At 68.2% G+C, this 17,902-nt stretch carries 19 protein-coding genes and 1 tRNA gene; 14 read left to right on the top strand and 6 right to left on the bottom strand.

Translation table 11 applies throughout. The features are described from left to right. Positions 1 to 27: 27 nt before the first annotated feature. From kdpA to DIE06_RS13005, 5 genes are all read right to left on the bottom strand, one after another. Positions 28 to 1,833, bottom strand: a complete 1,806-nt coding sequence (gene kdpA / locus DIE06_RS13025) for a potassium-transporting ATPase subunit KdpA (protein ID WP_124661781.1) — start codon at positions 1,831 to 1,833, stop codon at positions 28 to 30. Continuing rightward, a complete protein-coding gene (gene kdpF / locus DIE06_RS13020) occupies positions 1,830 to 1,922 on the bottom strand; it encodes a K(+)-transporting ATPase subunit F (protein WP_006752209.1) in 93 nt (30 codons plus the stop codon). Before kdpF ends, kdpA begins: the two co-directional genes overlap by 4 nt. 321 nt (positions 1,923 to 2,243) lie before the next feature. Next, positions 2,244 to 3,218, bottom strand: coding sequence for a quinone oxidoreductase (locus tag DIE06_RS13015; RefSeq protein ID WP_124661780.1), 975 nt, complete (start codon positions 3,216 to 3,218; stop codon positions 2,244 to 2,246). Between the two features lie 223 nt (positions 3,219 to 3,441). Next, positions 3,442 to 3,834 carry a methylglyoxal synthase gene (locus tag DIE06_RS13010; RefSeq protein ID WP_057929243.1) on the bottom strand — a complete coding sequence of 131 codons (393 nt, stop codon included), beginning with the start codon at positions 3,832 to 3,834 and terminating at the stop codon, positions 3,442 to 3,444. Positions 3,835 to 3,888: 54 nt separating this feature from the next. Next, positions 3,889 to 4,668 carry an SDR family oxidoreductase gene (locus DIE06_RS13005; RefSeq protein WP_124661779.1) on the bottom strand — a complete coding sequence of 260 codons (780 nt, stop codon included), beginning with the start codon at positions 4,666 to 4,668 and terminating at the stop codon, positions 3,889 to 3,891. Positions 4,669 to 4,885: 217 nt separating this feature from the next. On the opposite strand from DIE06_RS13005, the gene upp reads away from it, so the two are divergent. From upp to DIE06_RS12955, 10 genes are all read left to right on the top strand, one after another. After that, positions 4,886 to 5,536 carry a uracil phosphoribosyltransferase gene (gene upp / locus DIE06_RS13000; RefSeq protein ID WP_006478229.1) on the top strand — a complete coding sequence of 217 codons (651 nt, stop codon included), beginning with the start codon at positions 4,886 to 4,888 and terminating at the stop codon, positions 5,534 to 5,536. Between the two features lie 219 nt (positions 5,537 to 5,755). Next, the gene (locus DIE06_RS12995) at positions 5,756 to 6,484 is read left to right on the top strand and encodes a YebC/PmpR family DNA-binding transcriptional regulator (protein ID WP_044844700.1); all 729 of its coding nucleotides are present in this window, start codon (positions 5,756 to 5,758) and stop codon (positions 6,482 to 6,484) included. A gap of 105 nt (positions 6,485 to 6,589) precedes the next feature. Further along, positions 6,590 to 7,870: a phosphoribosylamine--glycine ligase gene (purD, locus tag DIE06_RS12990; protein ID WP_124661778.1), complete on the top strand. Its 1,281-nt coding sequence runs from the start codon at positions 6,590 to 6,592 to the stop codon at positions 7,868 to 7,870. A gap of 118 nt (positions 7,871 to 7,988) precedes the next feature. After that, positions 7,989 to 8,909 (top strand): oxygen-dependent coproporphyrinogen oxidase, encoded by a 921-nt coding sequence (hemF, locus tag DIE06_RS12985; protein WP_124661777.1) that lies wholly within the window; start codon positions 7,989 to 7,991, stop codon positions 8,907 to 8,909. A gap of 41 nt (positions 8,910 to 8,950) precedes the next feature. Further along, positions 8,951 to 9,658: a nicotinate-nucleotide adenylyltransferase gene (locus DIE06_RS12980; protein WP_124661776.1), complete on the top strand. Its 708-nt coding sequence runs from the start codon at positions 8,951 to 8,953 to the stop codon at positions 9,656 to 9,658. Between the two features lie 4 nt (positions 9,659 to 9,662). Beyond that, the gene (gene rsfS / locus DIE06_RS12975; RefSeq protein ID WP_124612501.1) at positions 9,663 to 10,109 is read left to right on the top strand and encodes a ribosome silencing factor; all 447 of its coding nucleotides are present in this window, start codon (positions 9,663 to 9,665) and stop codon (positions 10,107 to 10,109) included. A gap of 19 nt (positions 10,110 to 10,128) precedes the next feature. Further along, positions 10,129 to 10,599 (top strand): 23S rRNA (pseudouridine(1915)-N(3))-methyltransferase RlmH, encoded by a 471-nt coding sequence (gene rlmH, locus DIE06_RS12970; RefSeq protein WP_044844705.1) that lies wholly within the window; start codon positions 10,129 to 10,131, stop codon positions 10,597 to 10,599. A 51-nt stretch (positions 10,600 to 10,650) separates the two neighbouring features. Beyond that, on the top strand, positions 10,651 to 11,283 hold the full coding sequence (locus tag DIE06_RS12965; protein ID WP_124661775.1) for a nucleoside triphosphate pyrophosphatase: 633 nt from the start codon (positions 10,651 to 10,653) through the stop codon (positions 11,281 to 11,283). A gap of 8 nt (positions 11,284 to 11,291) precedes the next feature. Beyond that, positions 11,292 to 12,761, top strand: coding sequence for a ribonuclease G (gene rng, locus DIE06_RS12960; RefSeq protein ID WP_124661774.1), 1,470 nt, complete (start codon positions 11,292 to 11,294; stop codon positions 12,759 to 12,761). A gap of 203 nt (positions 12,762 to 12,964) precedes the next feature. Continuing rightward, a tRNA-Met gene (locus tag DIE06_RS12955) sits at positions 12,965 to 13,041 on the top strand. 67 nt (positions 13,042 to 13,108) lie between these two features. On the opposite strand, the gene DIE06_RS38995 is transcribed toward DIE06_RS12955, so the two are convergent. Next, positions 13,109 to 13,429: a hypothetical protein gene (locus tag DIE06_RS38995; protein WP_124661773.1), complete on the bottom strand. Its 321-nt coding sequence runs from the start codon at positions 13,427 to 13,429 to the stop codon at positions 13,109 to 13,111. A gap of 49 nt (positions 13,430 to 13,478) precedes the next feature. Between DIE06_RS38995 and DIE06_RS12945 the strand changes: the two genes are divergently transcribed. The 4 genes from DIE06_RS12945 to DIE06_RS12930 all read left to right on the top strand — a co-directional run bounded on the left by DIE06_RS12945 (position 13,479) and on the right by DIE06_RS12930 (position 17,888). Continuing rightward, positions 13,479 to 13,814 carry a YggL family protein gene (locus tag DIE06_RS12945; protein WP_124661772.1) on the top strand — a complete coding sequence of 112 codons (336 nt, stop codon included), beginning with the start codon at positions 13,479 to 13,481 and terminating at the stop codon, positions 13,812 to 13,814. A 455-nt stretch (positions 13,815 to 14,269) separates the two neighbouring features. Next, positions 14,270 to 15,412 (top strand): collagen-like triple helix repeat-containing protein, encoded by a 1,143-nt coding sequence (locus DIE06_RS12940; protein WP_124661771.1) that lies wholly within the window; start codon positions 14,270 to 14,272, stop codon positions 15,410 to 15,412. Positions 15,413 to 15,669: 257 nt separating this feature from the next. Then, positions 15,670 to 16,632, top strand: a complete 963-nt coding sequence (locus tag DIE06_RS12935) for a PRC-barrel domain-containing protein (protein WP_124661770.1) — start codon at positions 15,670 to 15,672, stop codon at positions 16,630 to 16,632. Next, entirely contained in the window at positions 16,629 to 17,888 is a 1,260-nt protein-coding gene (locus tag DIE06_RS12930) for an MFS transporter (protein ID WP_124661769.1), read from the top strand. The genes DIE06_RS12935 and DIE06_RS12930 overlap by 4 nt, the downstream gene beginning before the upstream one ends. The last annotated feature ends 14 nt before the right edge of the window (positions 17,889 to 17,902 follow it).

The following is a 17,902-nucleotide window of genomic DNA, read 5'->3' as shown; positions in this document are numbered from 1 at the left end:
TGCAAGGTGTCGCCATGCGGGCACGCATTACGCGCCCAGCCACATCATCAGATGCTCGACGCCCGGGCCGAGCGCGAGCGCCGGCACGTAGGTCAGCGCACCCACCAGCAGCACGGTGCCGAGCAGCAGCACGACGAACAGCGGACCGTGCGTCGGCAGCGTGCCGCTCGTCGCCGCGATGCGCTTCTTCGCGGCGAGCGAGCCGGCGATCGCCAGCACCGGCACGATCGTGCCGAAGCGGCCGAACCACATCGCGATCGCGGTCATCCAGTTGTAGAACGGCGTGCCGACCGTCAGGCCCGCGAACGCGCTGCCGTTGTTGTTCGCGGCCGAGCTGAACGCGTACAGGATTTCCGAGAAGCCGTGCGGGCCCGGGTTCGCGATGCCGGCCTTGCCCGCGCCCGTCAGCACCGCGATCGACGCGCCGACCAGCACGAGCAGCGGCGTGAGCAGCACGACGATCGACACCATCTTCATCTCGTACGACTCGATCTTCTTGCCGACGTATTCCGGCGTGCGGCCGATCATCAGGCCGGCGACGAACACCGCGAGCAGCGCGAACACGAGCATCCCGTAGAGACCGGAACCGACACCGCCGTAGATCACCTCGCCGAGCTGCATCAGCAGCATCGGCACGAGACCGCCGAGCGGCGTCAGCGAATCGTGCATCGTGTCGACCGCGCCGCACGACGCGGCCGTCGTCGCGACCGTGAAGATGCCGGTCTGCGCGATGCCGAAGCGCGTTTCCTTGCCTTCCATGTTGCCGCCCGGCTGCAGCGCGCTCGTCGACTGGTCGACGTGCAGCGCGGCGAGCGTCGGGTTGCCGGCCTGCTCGGCGCTCACCTCGGCGCCGATCGCGACCACGAACGCGACCGTCATCGCCGCGAGCACCGCGATGCCCTGCCGGCGGTCGCCGATCATGCGGCCGAACACGAGCGCCAGCGCGGCCGGGATGATCAGGATCGAGAAAATCTGCAGGAAGTTCGTGAACGGCGTCGGGTTCTCGAACGGGTGCGCGGAGTTCGCGTTGAAGAAGCCGCCGCCGTTGGTGCCGAGCATCTTGATCGCTTCCTGCGACGCGACCGGGCCCATCGCGAGCGTCTGCTTCACGAGCGGCGTGGGCACCGTCACCGGGTTGCCCTTGTCGTCCTTCACCGGGTTGCCCTGCGCGTCGAGCTTCGGTGCCGCGTAGGTGCTCGCCTGCAGCACCGGCACGTCCTGGTACGCCTTCAGGTTCTGGATCACGCCTTGGCTCATCAGCAGCGCGGCGATGACCATCGACATCGGCACGAGCACGTACATCGTCACGCGTGTGAGGTCGACCCAGAAGTTGCCGATCGTCTGCGCGGTGTGGCGCGCGAAGCCGCGGATCAGCGCGATCACGACGACGATACCGGTCGCCGCCGACAGGAAGTTCTGCACGGTCAGGCCGAGCATCTGCGTCAGGTAGCTGACCGTCTGCTCGGGCGTGTAGTCCTGCCAGTTGGTGTTGGTGACGAAGCTGACGGCCGTGTTGAATGCGCCGTCGGCCGTCATCGCGCCGAATTGCTGCGGGTTGCCGGGCAGGACGCCCTGCAGGCGCAGCAGGCCGTACAGGAACAGCGCGCCGAGCGCGTTGAATGCGATCGTCGCGACCGCGTATTGCTTCCAGTTCATTTCGGTGCCGGCATCGACGCCGGCGATGCGGTACAGCGCGCGCTCGATCGGCCCGAACACGCGCACGACGCGCGAGCTGCCATCCATCACGCCGGTCAGGTAGCGCGCGACCGGCACGGCCGCCGCGAGCAGCACGACGATGAACAGCAACGTCTGAAACAGGTTGTTCGCGTTCATTCGATGTCCTCCGCGCGCAGCAGCGCAAAGACGAGATACGCGAACAGCAGGGCCGTCGAGGCCCCCGCGAGCCAAAGCATCCAGGTCATGCGTGCCCCCCGCGGCCGTATTGCACGAGCTTCTCGCAACCGGCAAGCAAACCGAGGATCAGCACGGTGAACAGCACCAGCGCGCCGATGAAAACCCCATCCATTTTTGTGTTCTCCGTCGTCGAAATCGGACGACTAGAACCTTATGGGAACGCGCGTAAAGGACGGGTCAAAGGTCATCGGGCCGGTATAAAAAACGCGTAAACGGGCGCGGTAGTGAACGGCGGACGGGACGTCGGAGTGCACGGGAGACAGGACGGGCGGCGACCGGCGCCGCCCGCCAGGGTGCGTGCCGGCGTGGTGCCGGCACGAAGGGATGCGTCAGGGAACGAGGATCGTCGAGCCGGTCGTCTTGCGCGACTCGAGGTCGGCATGCGCGCGGCCGACTTCCGCGAGCGGGTAGCGCTGGTTGATGCTCGTCTTCACCTTGCCCGACTGGATCACGTCGAACAGTTCGGCGGCCGCGGCTTCGAGATCGGCACGCTTCGCGATGTACGAGAACAGCGTCGGGCGCGTGAAGAACAGCGAGCCGCGCGACGAGAACTCCTTCGAGTCGATCGCCGGCAGCGGGCCCGATGCATTGCCGAAGCTGACGAAAAGCCCAAGCGGCGCGAGGCAGTCGAGCGAACCGATGTAGGTGTCCTTGCCGATCGAATCGTAGACGACCGGCACGCCCGCGCCGTTCGTGATCTCCTTCACGCGCTGCGTGAAATTCTCGCGCGTATAGACGATCGGATGATCGCAGCCATGCGCCTTCGCGAGCGCGGCCTTCTCGTCGGAGCCGACCGTCCCGATCACGGTCGCGCCGAGCGCCTTCGCCCACTGGCACACGAGCAGGCCGACACCGCCGGCCGCCGCGTGGATCAGGATCGTGTCGCCGGCCTTCACCGGATACGTGCGGCGCAGCAGGTAGTGCGCGGTCAGCCCCTGCAGCATCACCGATGCCGCGTCGTCGTAGCTGATCCCGTCCGGCAGCTTCACGAGCCGCTCGGCCGGCATCACGCGCTCCTGCGCATACGCGCCCGGCGGCTGCCCGACGTAGGCGACGCGGTCACCGACCTTCAGCGCGGTCACGCCGTCGCCGACGGCCGTCACCTCGCCCGCCGCCTCCATCCCGAGGCCGCCGGGCAGCGGCTGCGGATAGAGGCCCGTGCGGAAATACACGTCGATGTAGTTGAGCCCGACCGCGTGCTGCCGGATGCGGACTTCGCCCGCCTTCGGCTCGCCGACCTCGACATCGACCCACTTCATCACGTCCGGGCCGCCCGGCTGATCGTATCGGATTGCTTTCGGCATCGTTTCGCTCCTTGTTTGTCTGGGAATCGTGTTCGCCGAATACGGCGACATCGCCCCTGCGGCGATGCGTGCGAACACCAGTCGCAAGATTCGATTCTCGCGCGTCCCGTGCGGTCACGCACTGCGCCGTCGCAATCCCTTCAAATCTTCAGGGTCTTCGCGGGAAACGAATTGCAAGGGCCATGCACGCCGGGGACAAGGCTAATCGTTCCGCGGCCTGCGACTAGCAAACGTCCTGCATGTTCCGCGCCAGATCGTCGAGCAGCATCCGCGCGGTCGCGACGTTGGTCGCAACCGGCACGTCGTGCACGTCGCACGCGCGCACCAGCGCGGTGATGTCCGGGTCGTGCGGCTGAGCGGTCATCGGGTCGCGCAGGAACACGACGATGTCGACGCGGCCCTCGGCCAGTTCCGCACCGATCTGCAGGTCGCCGCCCTGCGGCCCCGACAGCTTGCGCTCGACCTCGAGCCCGTGCGCGGCGGCAATGCGGCTGCCCGTCGTGCCCGTCGCGACCAGCCGGCACTGCGCAAGCGCCTCGCGGAACTGGCCCGCGAGCGCGACGATCTCGTCCTTCTTCGCGTCGTGCGCGATCAATGCGATGCGGGGTTTGCTCATCTCCGTCTCCTTCGTCGTTCAGTGGTTGTCGTAGGCGTGAAGGCGGTGCGCGCGTCAGAACGTGCCCGGATACGCGCCGCCGTCGAGCAGCCAGTTCTGCCCGGTGATATAACCGGCATGCACGCTGCAGAGGAACGCGCACGCCGCGCCGAATTCGGCGCGCGTGCCGAGGCGCCCGGCCGGGATTTCCTTCGCGCGCCGCGCGCGCATCTCGTCGACCGTCACGCCCTGCGCCTTCGCCGACGCGGCGAGCGTCGTCGCGATCCGGTCGGTGTCGAACAGCCCGGGGAGCAGGTTGTTGATCGTCACGCCCTGCCCCGCGACCTTGCGCGACAGCCCCGCGACGAAGCCGGTCAGCCCCGAGCGCGCGCCGTTCGACAGCGCGAGCACGTCGATCGGCGCCTTCACGGCCGAACTCGTGATGTTGACGATCCGGCCGAAGCCGCGGCCGATCATCCCGTCGACGGTCGCCCGGATCAGCTCGATCGGCGTCAGCATGTTCGACTCGAGCGCGCGGATCCAGTCGTCGTGCGAGAAATCGCGGAAGTCGCCGGGCGGCGGCCCGCCGGCATTCGTCACGAGAATGTCCGGCTGCGGACAGGCGGCGAGCGCGGCCGCGCGGCCGTCGGGCGTCGTGATGTCGCAGGCGACGGCGGTGATCGACACGTTCGACTCGGCGCGAATCTCCTCCGCGGTTTCCTCGAGCGTGTCGCGCGTGCGGGCGACGATCACGAGATTCACGCCCTCGGCGGCCAGCGCTTCCGCGCAGCCGCGCCCGAGCCCCTTGCTCGCCGCGCACACGAGCGCGGTCTTTCCTGCGATGCCGAGATCCATCGTCGATTCCCTTATGGCGACGCGCGCCGGCTTGGCCCGGCCGCATCGCCGGAAGGGCGAGCGGTCGCGAACGGGCGAACACGGCGCGCGGATTGTCGTGAGACGTCGATAATATCCGGATCACGTGGCGCGCCTTGGTAAAATTGCGGCCATAAGCGGCGGCCGGCTTGGCGCCATCGCCGCCCCCGATCACCTTTTGTCGCCAAGGCGCCCCGTCATGAAACAGGACAGCCGTTTCCCGAATCTCTTCATCACCGATCACCCGCTGATCCAGCACAAGCTCACGCACATGCGCGACAAGGACACGTCGACGCGCACGTTCCGCGAACTGCTGCGCGAGATCACGCTGCTGATGGGCTACGAGATCACCCGCAACCTGCCGATCACGACCAAGCGGGTCGAAACCCCGCTGGTGGCGGTCGACGCGCCGGTGATCGCGGGCAAGAAGCTCGCGATCGTGCCCGTGCTGCGCGCCGGCATCGGGATGTCGGACGGCCTGCTCGACCTGGTGCCGTCCGCCCGGGTCGGCCACATCGGCGTGTACCGCGCGGAAGATCACCGCCCTGTCGAATACCTGGTGCGCCTGCCCGATCTCGAGGACCGCATCTTCATCCTGTGCGACCCGATGGTCGCGACCGGCTATTCGGCCGTGCACGCGGTCGACGTGCTCAAGCGCCGCAACGTGCCAGCCGCGAACATCATGTTCGTCGCCCTCGTCGCCGCGCCCGAGGGCGTGCAGGTATTCCAGGACGCGCACCCTGACGTGAAGCTGTTCGTCGCGTCGCTCGACTCGCACCTGAACGAGCACGCGTACATCGTCCCGGGCCTGGGCGACGCGGGCGACCGCCTGTTCGGCACCAAGAACTGACACGCCGGCGCCGCCGGGCCGCGCGGCCCGGCACGCCGCAACGGCCCTCCCGGCCGTTCGGCCATGCGCGGCGGCCCCGAAGCGACGGTCGCCGCGTGATAAAATCACGTTCCACTCGACACGCGCGGCCCCGCGGCATCACGCCCGCCCAGACGGCCGCCGATTCAACGACACATTGGCACAATCGCCCGCGCAGCGCGCCCGGGCACGGAGAAAGGTATGGCTGGTCATTCGAAATGGGCCAACATCAAGCATAAGAAGGCAGCGGCCGACGCGAAGCGCGGCAAGATCTGGACCCGCCTGATCAAGGAAATCCAGGTCGCGGCCCGCCTCGGCGGTGGCGACGCGAGTTCGAACCCGCGTCTGCGTCTCGCGGTCGACAAGGCGGCCGACGCGAACATGCCGAAGGACAACGTCAAGCGCGCGATCGACCGCGGTGTCGGCGGCGCGGACGGCGCGAACTACGAAGAAATCCGTTACGAAGGCTACGGCATCAGCGGCGCGGCGATCATCGTCGACACGCTGACCGACAACCGCACCCGCACGGTCGCGGAAGTCCGTCACGCATTCTCGAAGTTCGGCGGCAACATGGGCACCGACGGTTCGGTCGCGTTCATGTTCGATCACGTCGGCCAGTTCCTGTTCGCGCCCGGCACGTCGGAAGACGCGCTGATGGAAGCGGCGCTCGAAGCGGGCGCGGACGACGTGAGCACGAACGACGACGGCTCGATCGAAGTGCTGTGCGACTGGCAGGCATTCTCGGCTGTGAAGGACGCACTCGAAGCCGCGGGCTTCAAGGCCGAACTCGCCGAAGTGACGATGAAGCCGCAAAACGAAGTCGAATTCACCGGCGACGATGCGGCGAAGATGCAGAAGCTCCTGGACGCGCTCGAGAACCTCGACGACGTGCAGGAGGTGTATACGAACGCCGTCATCGTCGAGGAATGAGATGCCGGCCGCCGCGCGCATCGTTGCGGCGGCGGCCCGACCGATTTCGCGGCCGGCGCGCCTGAGCGTGCCGGCCGCCCTGTTTTCTAGTCTGCGGGGAATCCCATGAAACTACTCGTCGTCGGTTCCGGCGGCCGCGAACATGCGCTGGCGTGGAAGCTCGCGCAGTCGCCGCGCGTCCAGATGGTCTACGTCGCGCCCGGCAATGGCGGCACGGCGCAGGACGAGCGTCTGAAGAACGTCGACATCACGTCGCTCGACGCACTGGCCGACTTCGCGGAAAGCGAAGGCGTCGCGTTCACGCTCGTCGGGCCGGAAGCGCCGCTCGCGGCCGGTATCGTCAACCTGTTCCGCGCACGCGGCCTGAAGGTGTTCGGCCCGACCCGCGAAGCCGCGCAGCTCGAAAGCTCGAAGGATTTCGCGAAGGCGTTCATGAAGCGCCACGGCATTCCGACCGCCGACTACGAAACCTTCTCCGACGCCGCCGCCGCGCACGCGTACATCGACGCGAAGGGTGCGCCGATCGTCGTGAAGGCCGACGGCCTCGCGGCCGGCAAGGGCGTCGTCGTCGCGATGACGCTGGAAGAAGCGCACGCCGCGGTCGACATGATGCTGTCGGGCAACAAGCTGGGCGACGCCGGCGCGCGCGTCGTGATCGAGGAATTCCTCGACGGCGAGGAAGCGAGCTTCATCGTGATGGTCGACGGCAAGCACGCGCTGGCACTGGCGTCGAGCCAGGACCACAAGCGCCTGCTCGACGAGGACCGCGGCCCGAACACGGGCGGCATGGGCGCCTATTCGCCCGCGCCGATCGTCACGCCGCAGATGCACGCGCGCGTGATGCGCGAAATCATCATGCCGACGGTGCGCGGGATGGAGAAGGACGGCATCCGCTTCACGGGCTTCCTGTATGCGGGCCTGATGATCGACAAGGAAGGCAATCCGCGCACGCTCGAGTTCAACTGCCGGATGGGCGACCCCGAGACGCAGCCGATCATGGCGCGCCTGAAGAGCGATTTCTCGAAGGTCGTCGAACAGGCGATCGCGGGCACGCTCGACACGGTCGAGCTCGACTGGGACCGCCGTACCGCGCTCGGCGTCGTGCTGGCCGCGCACGGCTATCCGGACGCGCCGCGCAAGGGCGACCGCATCAACGGGATCCCGGCCGAGACCGCACAGGCCGTGACGTTCCATGCGGGCACGACGCTCGCCGAAGGTGACAAGCTCGTCACGTCGGGCGGCCGCGTGCTGTGCGTGGTCGGCCTCGCCGATTCGGTGCGCGAAGCGCAGCAGCATGCGTACGACACGATCAACCAGATCAATTTCGAAGGCATGCAGTACCGCCGCGACATCGGCTTCCGCGCGCTGAACCGCAAGAGCACGTAACGCCGCAACCGCCGCCTTGCCGTCGCAAACGGCGGCCTCCTCTGCCGGGGTTCGATAGAATGCCCGGCAGATGCCTTTTTTACGGCCCCCGCTTCGCGCGGGGGCGCCCAGTCCAGACATGACCGATTCGACCTACGACGTGGCACGCGTGCGCACGTACCTCCAGGGCCTGCAGACACGCATCGCCGACGCGCTCGGCGCGCTCGACGGCACACCGCTCGCGACCGACGCATGGCAGCGCGGGCCCGAGGAGCGCCTGCGCGGCGGCGGCTGCACGCGGATTCTCGAAGGCGGCCGCGTGTTCGAGCGCGCGGGGATCGGTTTTTCCGATGTCGCGGGCGACGCACTGCCGCCGTCGGCGAGCGCCGCACGCCCGCAACTGGCCGGCCGCGGCTTCGAGGCGCTTGGCGTGTCGCTCGTGCTGCACCCGCGCAACCCGTACTGCCCGACCGTGCACATGAACGTGCGGATGCTGATCGCGACGAAGCCCGGCGAAGCGCCGATCTTCTGGTTCGGCGGCGGGATGGATCTGACACCGGTTTATCCGTTCGAGGACGACGCGCGGCATTTCCACCAGACCTGCAAGGACGCGCTCGACCCGTTCGGCGCCGAGCTCTATCCGCGTTTCAAGACGTGGTGCGACGAGTATTTCTTCCTGAAGCACCGCAACGAGACGCGCGGCGTCGGCGGAATCTTCTTCGACGATTTCTCCGAACCCGGATTCGAACGCTCGTTTGAGATGATGCAGAGCGTCGGCGACGCGTTCCTGAACGCGTATTTGCCGATCGTCGAACGCCGTGTCGCACTGCCGTACGGCGAGCGCGAACGCGACTTCCAGGCTTACCGGCGCGGCCGCTACGTCGAATTCAACCTCGTGTTCGATCGCGGCACGCTGTTCGGCCTGCAAAGCGGCGGCCGGACCGAGTCGATCCTGATGTCGATGCCGCCGGTCGCGAACTGGCGCTATAACTGGCAGCCCGAGCCGGGCTCGCCGGAAGCACGCCTGAGCGACTTCCTCGTGCCGCGCGACTGGGTCTGAGCCCGCCGCGCCCCGACGCCTCAAGAACAGGACACGTTTTTCTGGACACCACCGCCCGCCCCGCCCTGCAGCCGCTGTCACGTCGTATCGGCTTGCTGGGCGGCACGTTCGACCCGATCCACGACGGCCACCTCGCGCTCGCGCGGCGGTTCGCCGACGTGCTCGGCCTGACCGAGCTCGCGCTGCTGCCCGCCGGGCAGCCGTACCAGAAGCGCGACGTGTCGGCCGCCGAGCATCGGCTCGCGATGACGCGCGCCGCTGCCGGCTCGCTGTCCCTGCCGGGGGTGACGATCACCGTCGCGACCGACGAGATCGAGCATGCGGGGCCGACCTATACGGTCGAGACGCTCGCGCGCTGGCGCGAGCGGATCGGCCCCGATGCGTCGCTGTCGCTGCTGATCGGCGCCGATCAGCTGGTGCGGCTCGATACGTGGCGCGACTGGCGCAAGCTGTTCGACTACGCGCACGTCTGCGCATCGACGCGCCCGGGCTTCGACCTCGGCGCCGCGCCGCCGGACGTCGCGCGGGAAATCGCGCGGCGGCAGGCCGGCGCCGACGTGCTGAAGGCGACACCGGCCGGCCATCTGCTGATCGACACGACGCTGGCGTTCGATATCGCCGCAACCGACATCCGTGCACACCTGCGCGAATGCATCGCGCGTCACGCGCAAATGCCCGATGCGTCGGCCGAGCATGTGCCGGCCGCCGTCTGGGCCTATATTCTTCAACATCGTCTCTACCATTCCTGATTCCATGGATATTCGCAAACTGCAGCGCGTGATCGTCGACGCTCTCGAAGACATCAAGGCGCAAGACATCAAGGTGTTCAACACCAGCCACCTGACCGAACTGTTCGACCGCGTGATCGTCGCGTCGGGCACGTCGAACCGCCAGACCAAGGCGCTCGCGTCGAGCGTGCGCGACAAGGTCAAGGAAGCCGGCGGCGACATCGTCAGCTCCGAGGGCGAAGATACCGGCGAATGGGTGCTGGTCGACTGCGGCGACGCGGTCGTGCACATCCTGCAACCGGCGCTGCGCCAGTACTACAACCTCGAGGAAATCTGGGGCGACAAGCCCGTGCGGATGAAGCTCGGCGGCGGCAAGGGCCCGAACGGTTTCGCGACGGCCAGCGAAGACGAGGACGACGAGGAAGAAGCGCCCGCACGCCCGGCGCGCAAGACGGCGGCCCGCCGCCGCTGAGTCGCAGCGAGTCGTCCCGATGAAGCTTTTCATCCTCGCGGTCGGCCACAAGATGCCCGGCTGGATCGCGTCCGGCTTCGACGAATACACGAAGCGGATGCCGCCCGAGCTGCGCATCGAGCTGCGCGAGATCAAGCCCGAACTGCGTTCGGGCGGCCGCAGCGCGGAAAGCGTGATGGCGGCCGAGCGTCAGAAGATCGAGGCCGCGTTGCCGAAGGGCGCGCGCATCGTCGCGCTCGACGAGCGCGGCCGCGACTGGACCACCATGCAGCTTGCGCAGGCGCTGCCCGGCTGGCAGCAGGACGGCCGTGACGTCGCGTTCGTGATCGGCGGTGCCGACGGGCTCGATCCGGAACTCAAAGCGCGCGCCGACCTGCTGCTGCGCATCTCGAGCATGACGCTGCCGCACGGGATGGTGCGCGTGCTGCTTGCCGAACAGCTTTACCGGGCGTGGAGCATCACGCAGAATCACCCCTATCACCGCGCATGACGTGTCGTCCTCGGGACGCGCGCCGCGCGCGCTCAACGAGATAACGACACCATGCCGTCCAGCACGCCCCCTGCCCTTTTCCCGACCCTTTACCTCGCTTCGCAAAGCCCGCGCCGCCAGGAGCTGCTGCAGCAGATCGGCGTGCGCTTCGAATTGCTGCTGCCGCGCCCCGACGAAGACGCCGAGGCGCTCGAAGCCGAACGGCCCGGCGAAGCCGCCGATGCCTATGTGCAGCGCGTGACCGTCGCGAAGGCCGAGGCCGCGCGGGCGCGCCTCGTCGCGAGCGGCAAGCCGGCCGCGCCGGTGCTGGTTGCGGACACCACCGTGACGATCGACGGTGCGATCCTCGGCAAGCCGGCCGATGCCGACGACGCGCTCGCGATGCTGACCCGCCTCGCGGGCCGCGAACACGAGGTGCTGACCGCCGTCGCGGTGATCGGCGCCGACGGTGAGCTGCTGCCGCCCGCGCTGTCGCGCTCGTCGGTGCGCTTTTCGGCCGCGCCGCGCGACGCGTTCGAGCGCTACGTCGACACCCGCGAACCGTTCGGCAAGGCCGGCGCCTACGCGATCCAGGGGCGCGCGGCCGAATTCATCGAGCGAATCGACGGCTCCCATTCGGGTATCATGGGTCTGCCCCTTTTTGAGACTGCCGCGTTGCTGCGCATTGCGCGCATCGCCTTCTGAATCGCACCATGAACGAAGAAATCCTGATCAACCTCACGCCGCAGGAAACGCGGGTCGCACTCGTCCAGCAAGGCGCGGTGCAGGAGCTTCACGTCGAACGCACGCTGTCGCGCGGGCGGGTCGGCAACATCTACCTCGGCAAGGTCGTGCGCGTGCTGCCCGGCATGCAGTCGGCGTTCATCGACATCGGCCTCGAGCGCGCGGCGTTCCTGCACGTCGCGGACATCTGGCATCCGCGCCTCGCCGGCGAGCCGCAGTCGGGCGCACCGCACCAGCCGATCGAGAAGACCGTGTTCGAAGGCCAGACGCTGATGGTCCAGGTGATCAAGGATCCGATCGGCACGAAGGGCGCGCGACTGTCGACGCAGGTCAGCATCGCGGGCCGCACGCTCGTGTACCTGCCGCAGGAGCCGCACATCGGCATCTCGCAGAAGATCGAGAGCGAGGCCGAGCGCGAGGCCGTGCGCGCGCGCCTGACCGCAGTGATCCCGGCGGACGAGAAAGGCGGCTACATTGTGCGCACGATCGCCGAGGATGCCACCTCCGACGAACTCGCCGGCGACGTCACGTACCTGCGCAAGACGTGGGCGACGATCGTCGCCCAGGCGCAGCGGCTGCCGGCGACGAGCCTGCTGTACCAGGATCTCGATCTCGCGCAGCGCGTGCTGCGCGATTTCGCGAACGACGACACGACACGCATCCAGGTCGATTCGCGCGAGACGTACCAGCGTCTCTCGGAATTCGCGGGCGAGTTCACGCCGGCCGTGAGCCCGAAGCTGCACCACTACACGGGCGAGCGGCCGCTGTTCGACCTGTACAACATCGAGACGGAGATCCAGCGCGCGCTGTCGCGCCGCGTCGACCTGAAGTCGGGCGGCTACCTGATGATCGACCAGACCGAGGCGATGACGACGATCGACGTGAACACCGGCGGCTACGTCGGTGCGCGCAACTTCGACGACACGATCTTCAAGACCAACCTCGAGGCCGCGCATACGATCGCGCGGCAGCTGCGGCTGCGCAACCTCGGCGGGATCATCATCATCGACTTCATCGACATGGAGAACGCCGAGCATCGCGACGCGGTGCTGTCGGAGCTGAAGAAGGCGCTGTCGCGCGATCGCACGCGCGTGACGGTCAATACCTTCTCGCAGCTCGGGCTCGTCGAGATGACGCGCAAGCGCACGCGCGAATCGCTCGCGCACGTGCTGTGCGAGCCATGCCCGACCTGCCAGGGCAAGGGCCAGGTGAAGACGTCGCGCACCGTGTGCTACGACATCCTGCGCGAGATCCTGCGCGAGTCGCGCCAGTTCAACCCGCGCGAATTCCGCGTGATCGCCGCGCAGCAGGTGATCGACCTGTTCCTCGACGAGGAGTCGCAGCATCTCGCGATGCTGATCGACTTCATCGGCAAGCCGGTGTCGCTGCAGGTCGAGTCGAACCTGAGCCAGGAGCAGTACGACATAGTCTTGATGTAGGGTGATCCGCGGCGATCTCCGAACGGGGAGATCGCCGCCAACCCTTGCAGCGGGCGTCGAGCAAGAAGATCGGTTATCTCACCGATCTTCGAGGGCTCCGGCAACGTAAGCGAACACCCCTGGCGGGCGAAGCACGGTCCCTCGAGTCCGACGTGGTTCACAGACCGTTTGACGCACCGCAGCAGTGCCACTATAATTCGCGCCGCGGGGTGGAGCAGTCTGGCAGCTCGTCGGGCTCATAACCCGAAGGTCATAGGTTCAAATCCTATCCCCGCAACCAACATCGAAGCCCGCTTTGCGACAGCAAGCGGGCTTCTTGCATTTCGCCGATTCGATTGCTCGATTGTTCATTTCCCGCGGGCGCCCTGGTCTCGTGCAGCGCGCTCGATCGCGTCCGTATCCCATCGGCCGATGCGCATCGCTTCTTCCAGCATGCCGAGGGTAAGGGGCACACGCGGCGGCTTGCGGTAACGCTCGGAAAACAACCCTGTATCATTCGGGTCATACGTGCAATGCGCCGCCGGACCAGACCACACCGTGAAAACCACATCGAGCAATTGTTTAACAACGGTTTCCTGATCAATCGCGCGACAACACGATATCGCGACGGCGCAACGTTCGCTCTTTCGCCGCGGGTGCGGGCTGCGCGGCACGTCGACATGGCGCACGTACCCCCGCCGCGCTATCCTTTCCCACCTCTCATTCACACGTCACACCATGAGCCAACGCCACAACCGCCGCCAGCGCAAGAAACTCCACATCGCCGAGTTTCAGGAACTCGCGTTCAACGCGACCGCGCAATACCGCAACGAGCTGACCGACCTCGAGCGCGGCCAGCTGATCGATTCGTTCATCGATTACGTCGAAGCGAACGGGCTGCTGACCGTCGCATCCGCTGACGAAGGGATCGGCGCCTACGTCATCTCCGGCGCACCGCGCGGCACGACGACCGATGCCGACCGCGAGAACGTGCGCGCGTGGCTGGCGGCACGTCCGGAGCTGACCGACGTCCAGGTCAGCGAATTCAGCGACGCGTGGTATCCGGACGCCTGACGTTCCAGCTCCGCTCCTCGGGCAGCGCCCGCGCCTGCCCGCCACGATGGCGGGCCAGGCAGGCGCCGCCGGCCCCCTGCACGTTCCCCGCCCTTCCGCCTTCCCTCCGCCCTCATCACACGACTCGCCTCGTGTCGACCGCGATTACCCCGATTCCGGCAGTGAATCGGACGCTTACTTCAATTTAACGATCGTTAAAAGACGTCTCGCATCGATGGACCTACTCTGATCGTACGAATCCGGTGATTTCCGGCACGATCGGCAAGCAAGACGAAAGAATGCAAACGGTTCGTCCTGCAAGCGCTCCGGGTTCCGACTCAGGCGAATAAGCGACGCGGCGACAGGTCAATCAGGGAGACAACAACCATGCGCGCGCCGCTTCCCTTCCGCAGCGACGACACATCGGTGCACGCGAGAACCGCCTGATCCATTTCCATAATCGAGACGAGGACGACATGAACACGCCCACCATCCATCAAGCAGGACTCCGAATGATCATGATCGCGGCCGGCGCCGCGGCGCTGATGTCACTGTCCGCGTGCGGCGGCTCCGGCTCGCTGAGCCAAGGCACCGGCGGCTCAGGTTCGGGGTCCGGCGACACGACGGCGTCGACCGGCGGCACGGGCAACGGCGCGAGCGGCACGTCGGCCAATGGGGTCGGCCAGACGACCGCGGCGTCGAGCAACATCGTGACGGCCGGCGGCGGCGCCGTATCGGGCGTCGGCACGGCAATCGCGGCGCAGACGCTGCCCGGCACGAACCCGGCGACGACGCAGGGGCTCGGCGCGGTCGTGCAGGACGTCGGCGCGGCCGTCACCACACTCGGCAACGGTCTCGGGTCGGGCCTCGGCCAGCTCGGCGCGTCGTCGAATCCGGTCGGCACGACGGTCGCGAGCACGGGAGGCGTGGTCACGAACCTCGGCCAGGCCGTCGCCGCGACGGGCGGTGTCGTGTCGAGTCTCGGCGCCAGCGGTTCGGCCCTTGCGCCGCTCGCGCCGGTCACGTCGCCCGTCGGCGGTGCCGTGACGACGCTCGGCAACACGATCGCGGGGGGCGGCGCAACGCTCGGCACGCAACTGTCGACCGGCCCGGTCGCGCAGGTGACGGGCGCGGCCAGCTCGGCGATCACGCCGATCACGACGACGGTCGGCTCGGTCACACAGACGGTCGCGGCAAGCACACCGCTCGGCGCGCCGTTGACGAACCTCGTGACGACCGTCGGCAACGGCGTCGCGAACACCGGCACCACGCTCGCGAATACCGGCAACAATCCGGTCACGACCGGAGTCGGCAACGTCGTGACCGCGACCGGCAACACGGTCGCGACCGCGGGCACCGCCCTGCTCGGCGGCGGCGCCACCGCGACGAATCCCCTCGCCCCGGTGACGGGGCTCCTGTCGACGGGCGCACTCGGCGGCACGATGGGCGGCAGCAACCCGGCTGGCGCGCTCGCGTCGGCGGTCGGCACCGCGACGGGGGCGGCCGGCAGTTCGCCGGCGGGCGGCCTGACGGGCGGCAGCGGCAGCGGCGCGCTGTCGAAGACCGGCAGCGGCCTGCTTGCCCCGGTAACGACGACGCTCGGCGCGCTGGTCAAGTAACGCCACACCGGCCGCCCGTGCGGCGCCCGTCCCGTCGTCGACGGCCGGGCGCCGTGCTCGTTGCGGCACCGCACGCCGCCCGTCCTGCAGTCGACCCTCGATCCTTCCCCGCCATCCCGCAACTCATCGTCCGCATAAATCGGTCCTGAAAGGAAGACACGTTAAACTCTCACCTCGCGTGGTGCGCCGCCCGCACCCGCCATCCATCGCCAGCCGCGAGCCTCCGGGCCCGCCCACGACCCATGGAGTGAGTGTCAATGAGCGGCGGACTTCCGTTTCCCGCATCCCGCATGTCGTTCCCGTCCTCGACGGTCTTCCTCGTTCTCGCAGCCGCCGCGCTGCTGTCCGGCTGCGGGCTGCTGCCGACGCAGAATCCGCCCGCGCCGATCAGCGAGGCGCTCATCGAACCCGTCGAGGAAGCCGCCGGCGAACCGCTGACGATGCCGCCCGTGCCCGCGCCGACGCAGCCGGAGGAACCGGAAGCGCCGAAGAAGCCGCACCGCGAGGTGGCGCGGCCGAAACCCGTGCAGCGCCCCGAAACGCCGACGCCGCCGCCTCCGCCGCCGGCCCCGCTCGTCGGCACGCGCACGCTCGAGCGCACCCAGATCCATGCGCTGCTCGACAGCGAAGTCGCGCGCCGCAACGGCAAGGTGATCGGCCGCGCGGTCGACATGGTGGCCGACGCGAGCGGCAAGCCGCGCGAGATGATCGTCAACCTGCAGGGCTTCATGGGCGTCGGCGACCGCAAGGTCGTCTTCCCGTGGAACGTGTTCCGCTTCACGCCGGGCGGCAAACAGGAGCCGATCGTGCTCGACGTGCCGTCGGGCGACCTGCCGCCGGCCGCGCGGCCCAAGGCCGTGCCGCTGTCGGGTTCGGCCGCGGCATCGCCCGCGACGCGACTGCCGATGCTCGACAGCGAGGTCGAGCGCCCGAACGGCACGAAGATCGGCCGCGTGGTCGATGTGCTGATCGACCGCGCCGCGCAGCCGCAGGCTGTCGTGCTCGACCTGGGCGGCCTCGTCAATACCGACCGCCGTTCGATCGCCGCGAGCTGGGGCGCGCTGCGCTTCGTCACGCGCGACAAGGCGCTGCACCCGCAGCTCGACCTGAACGATGCGCAGATCAAGGCGTCGCCGCCCTACGCGGCCGACAAGCCGATCGTCGCGGTCTACCCGCCCGTTGCCCCGGCACCGGCCTCGTCTGCGAGTGCGACCCGATGACGATCAAGCATTCCGTCAGCGTTCGCAGTCTTCGGGCCCTCGACTGGCTCAATTTTTTCGTTGCAAACGTTCAAACCGGGTTCGGTCCGTTCATCGCGTCCTACCTCGCGTCGCACAAGTGGACGCAGGGCGAGATCGGCATGGTGCTGTCGATCGGCACGATCAGCGCGATGGTCAGCCAGGTGCCGGGCGGCGCCGCCGTCGACGCGCTGAAGAACAAGAAAGGCGCGGCCGCGTGGGCGATCGCGGCCATCATCCTGTCCGCGGTGCTGCTCGCGTCGAGCCCGACGATCGTGCCGGTGATCGCGGCCGAGGTATTCCACGGCTTCGCGAGCTGCATGCTCGTGCCGGCGATGGCCGCGATCTCGTTCTCGCTGGTCGGCCGCGCCGACCTCGGCGACCGGCTCGGCCGCAACGCACGCTGGGCGTCGATCGGCAGCGCGGTCGCGGCAGGGCTGATGGGGCTCACCGGCGAGTACTTCTCCGCGCGCGCGGTATTCTGGCTGACTGCGGTGCTGGCGTTGCCCGCACTGTTCGCGCTCGCGATGATCCAGCCGACGCACGAGGTGATCCCGCATTCGTCGAAGCCCGACGATCACGACGAAGGCGAGGAACGCGAAACGCTGCTCGAGCTGCTGCGCGATCGCCGGATGCTGATCTTCGCGGCATGCGTGGTGCTGTTCCACCTGTCGAACGCGGCGATGCTCAACCTCGCGGCCGGCGAAGTGACGGCCGGGATGGGCGAGAACGTGCAGCTCGTGATCGCCGCGTGCATCATCGTGCCGCAGGCGATCGTCGCGATGCTGTCGCCGTGGGTCGGCCGCTCCGCGCAACGCTGGGGACGCCGGCCGATCCTGCTGCTCGGCTTCTCGGCGCTGCCGGTGCGCGCGCTGCTGTTCGCCGGCGTGAGCAGCCCGTACCTGCTCGTGCCGGTGCAGATGCTCGACGGCATCAGCGCGGCCGTGTTCGGCGTGATGCTGCCGCTGATCGCGGCCGACGTCGCGGGCGGCAAGGGTCGCTACAACCTGTGCATCGGGCTGTTCGGGCTCGCGGCCGGGATCGGCGCGACGCTCAGCACAGCCGTGGCCGGCTATATCGCCGATCACTTCGGCAACGCGGTCAGCTTCTTCGGGCTCGCCGCTGCCGGCACGCTCGCGGTGCTGCTCGTCTGGCTCGCGATGCCCGAAACGCGCGTCGACAACGGCGACGCGACCGCCGGCGAACCGGCCGCCACGCCTTCCGAACAGGCGCGCTGACGCACGCGCACCAC

Source organism: Burkholderia sp. Bp8998 (assembly GCF_003854235.1).
Taxonomy (GTDB): domain Bacteria; phylum Pseudomonadota; class Gammaproteobacteria; order Burkholderiales; family Burkholderiaceae; genus Burkholderia.
This window is presented reverse-complemented; position numbering and strand designations above follow the sequence as displayed.

What these genes read in the sequence shown, in the direction of transcription:
- DIE06_RS13010 (WP_057929243.1), bottom strand. Translation starts at nt 3,834, where the DNA reads ATGAGCAAACCCCGCATCGCATTGATCGCGCACGACGCGAAGAAGGAC.
- hemF (WP_124661777.1), top strand. Translation starts at nt 7,989, where the DNA reads ATGACCGATTCGACCTACGACGTGGCACGCGTGCGCACGTACCTCCAG.
- kdpF (WP_006752209.1), bottom strand. Translation starts at nt 1,922, where the DNA reads ATGACCTGGATGCTTTGGCTCGCGGGGGCCTCGACGGCCCTGCTGTTC.
- rlmH (WP_044844705.1), top strand. Translation starts at nt 10,129, where the DNA reads ATGAAGCTTTTCATCCTCGCGGTCGGCCACAAGATGCCCGGCTGGATC.
- kdpA (WP_124661781.1), bottom strand. Translation starts at nt 1,833, where the DNA reads ATGAACGCGAACAACCTGTTTCAGACGTTGCTGTTCATCGTCGTGCTG.
- DIE06_RS13005 (WP_124661779.1), bottom strand. Translation starts at nt 4,668, where the DNA reads ATGGATCTCGGCATCGCAGGAAAGACCGCGCTCGTGTGCGCGGCGAGC.
- purD (WP_124661778.1), top strand. Translation starts at nt 6,590, where the DNA reads ATGAAACTACTCGTCGTCGGTTCCGGCGGCCGCGAACATGCGCTGGCG.
- rsfS (WP_124612501.1), top strand. Translation starts at nt 9,663, where the DNA reads ATGGATATTCGCAAACTGCAGCGCGTGATCGTCGACGCTCTCGAAGAC.
- upp (WP_006478229.1), top strand. Translation starts at nt 4,886, where the DNA reads ATGAAACAGGACAGCCGTTTCCCGAATCTCTTCATCACCGATCACCCG.
- DIE06_RS13015 (WP_124661780.1), bottom strand. Translation starts at nt 3,218, where the DNA reads ATGCCGAAAGCAATCCGATACGATCAGCCGGGCGGCCCGGACGTGATG.
- rng (WP_124661774.1), top strand. Translation starts at nt 11,292, where the DNA reads ATGAACGAAGAAATCCTGATCAACCTCACGCCGCAGGAAACGCGGGTC.
- DIE06_RS12930 (WP_124661769.1), top strand. Translation starts at nt 16,629, where the DNA reads ATGACGATCAAGCATTCCGTCAGCGTTCGCAGTCTTCGGGCCCTCGAC.
- DIE06_RS12935 (WP_124661770.1), top strand. Translation starts at nt 15,670, where the DNA reads ATGAGCGGCGGACTTCCGTTTCCCGCATCCCGCATGTCGTTCCCGTCC.
- DIE06_RS12965 (WP_124661775.1), top strand. Translation starts at nt 10,651, where the DNA reads ATGCCGTCCAGCACGCCCCCTGCCCTTTTCCCGACCCTTTACCTCGCT.
- DIE06_RS12995 (WP_044844700.1), top strand. Translation starts at nt 5,756, where the DNA reads ATGGCTGGTCATTCGAAATGGGCCAACATCAAGCATAAGAAGGCAGCG.
- DIE06_RS12940 (WP_124661771.1), top strand. Translation starts at nt 14,270, where the DNA reads ATGAACACGCCCACCATCCATCAAGCAGGACTCCGAATGATCATGATC.
- DIE06_RS12945 (WP_124661772.1), top strand. Translation starts at nt 13,479, where the DNA reads ATGAGCCAACGCCACAACCGCCGCCAGCGCAAGAAACTCCACATCGCC.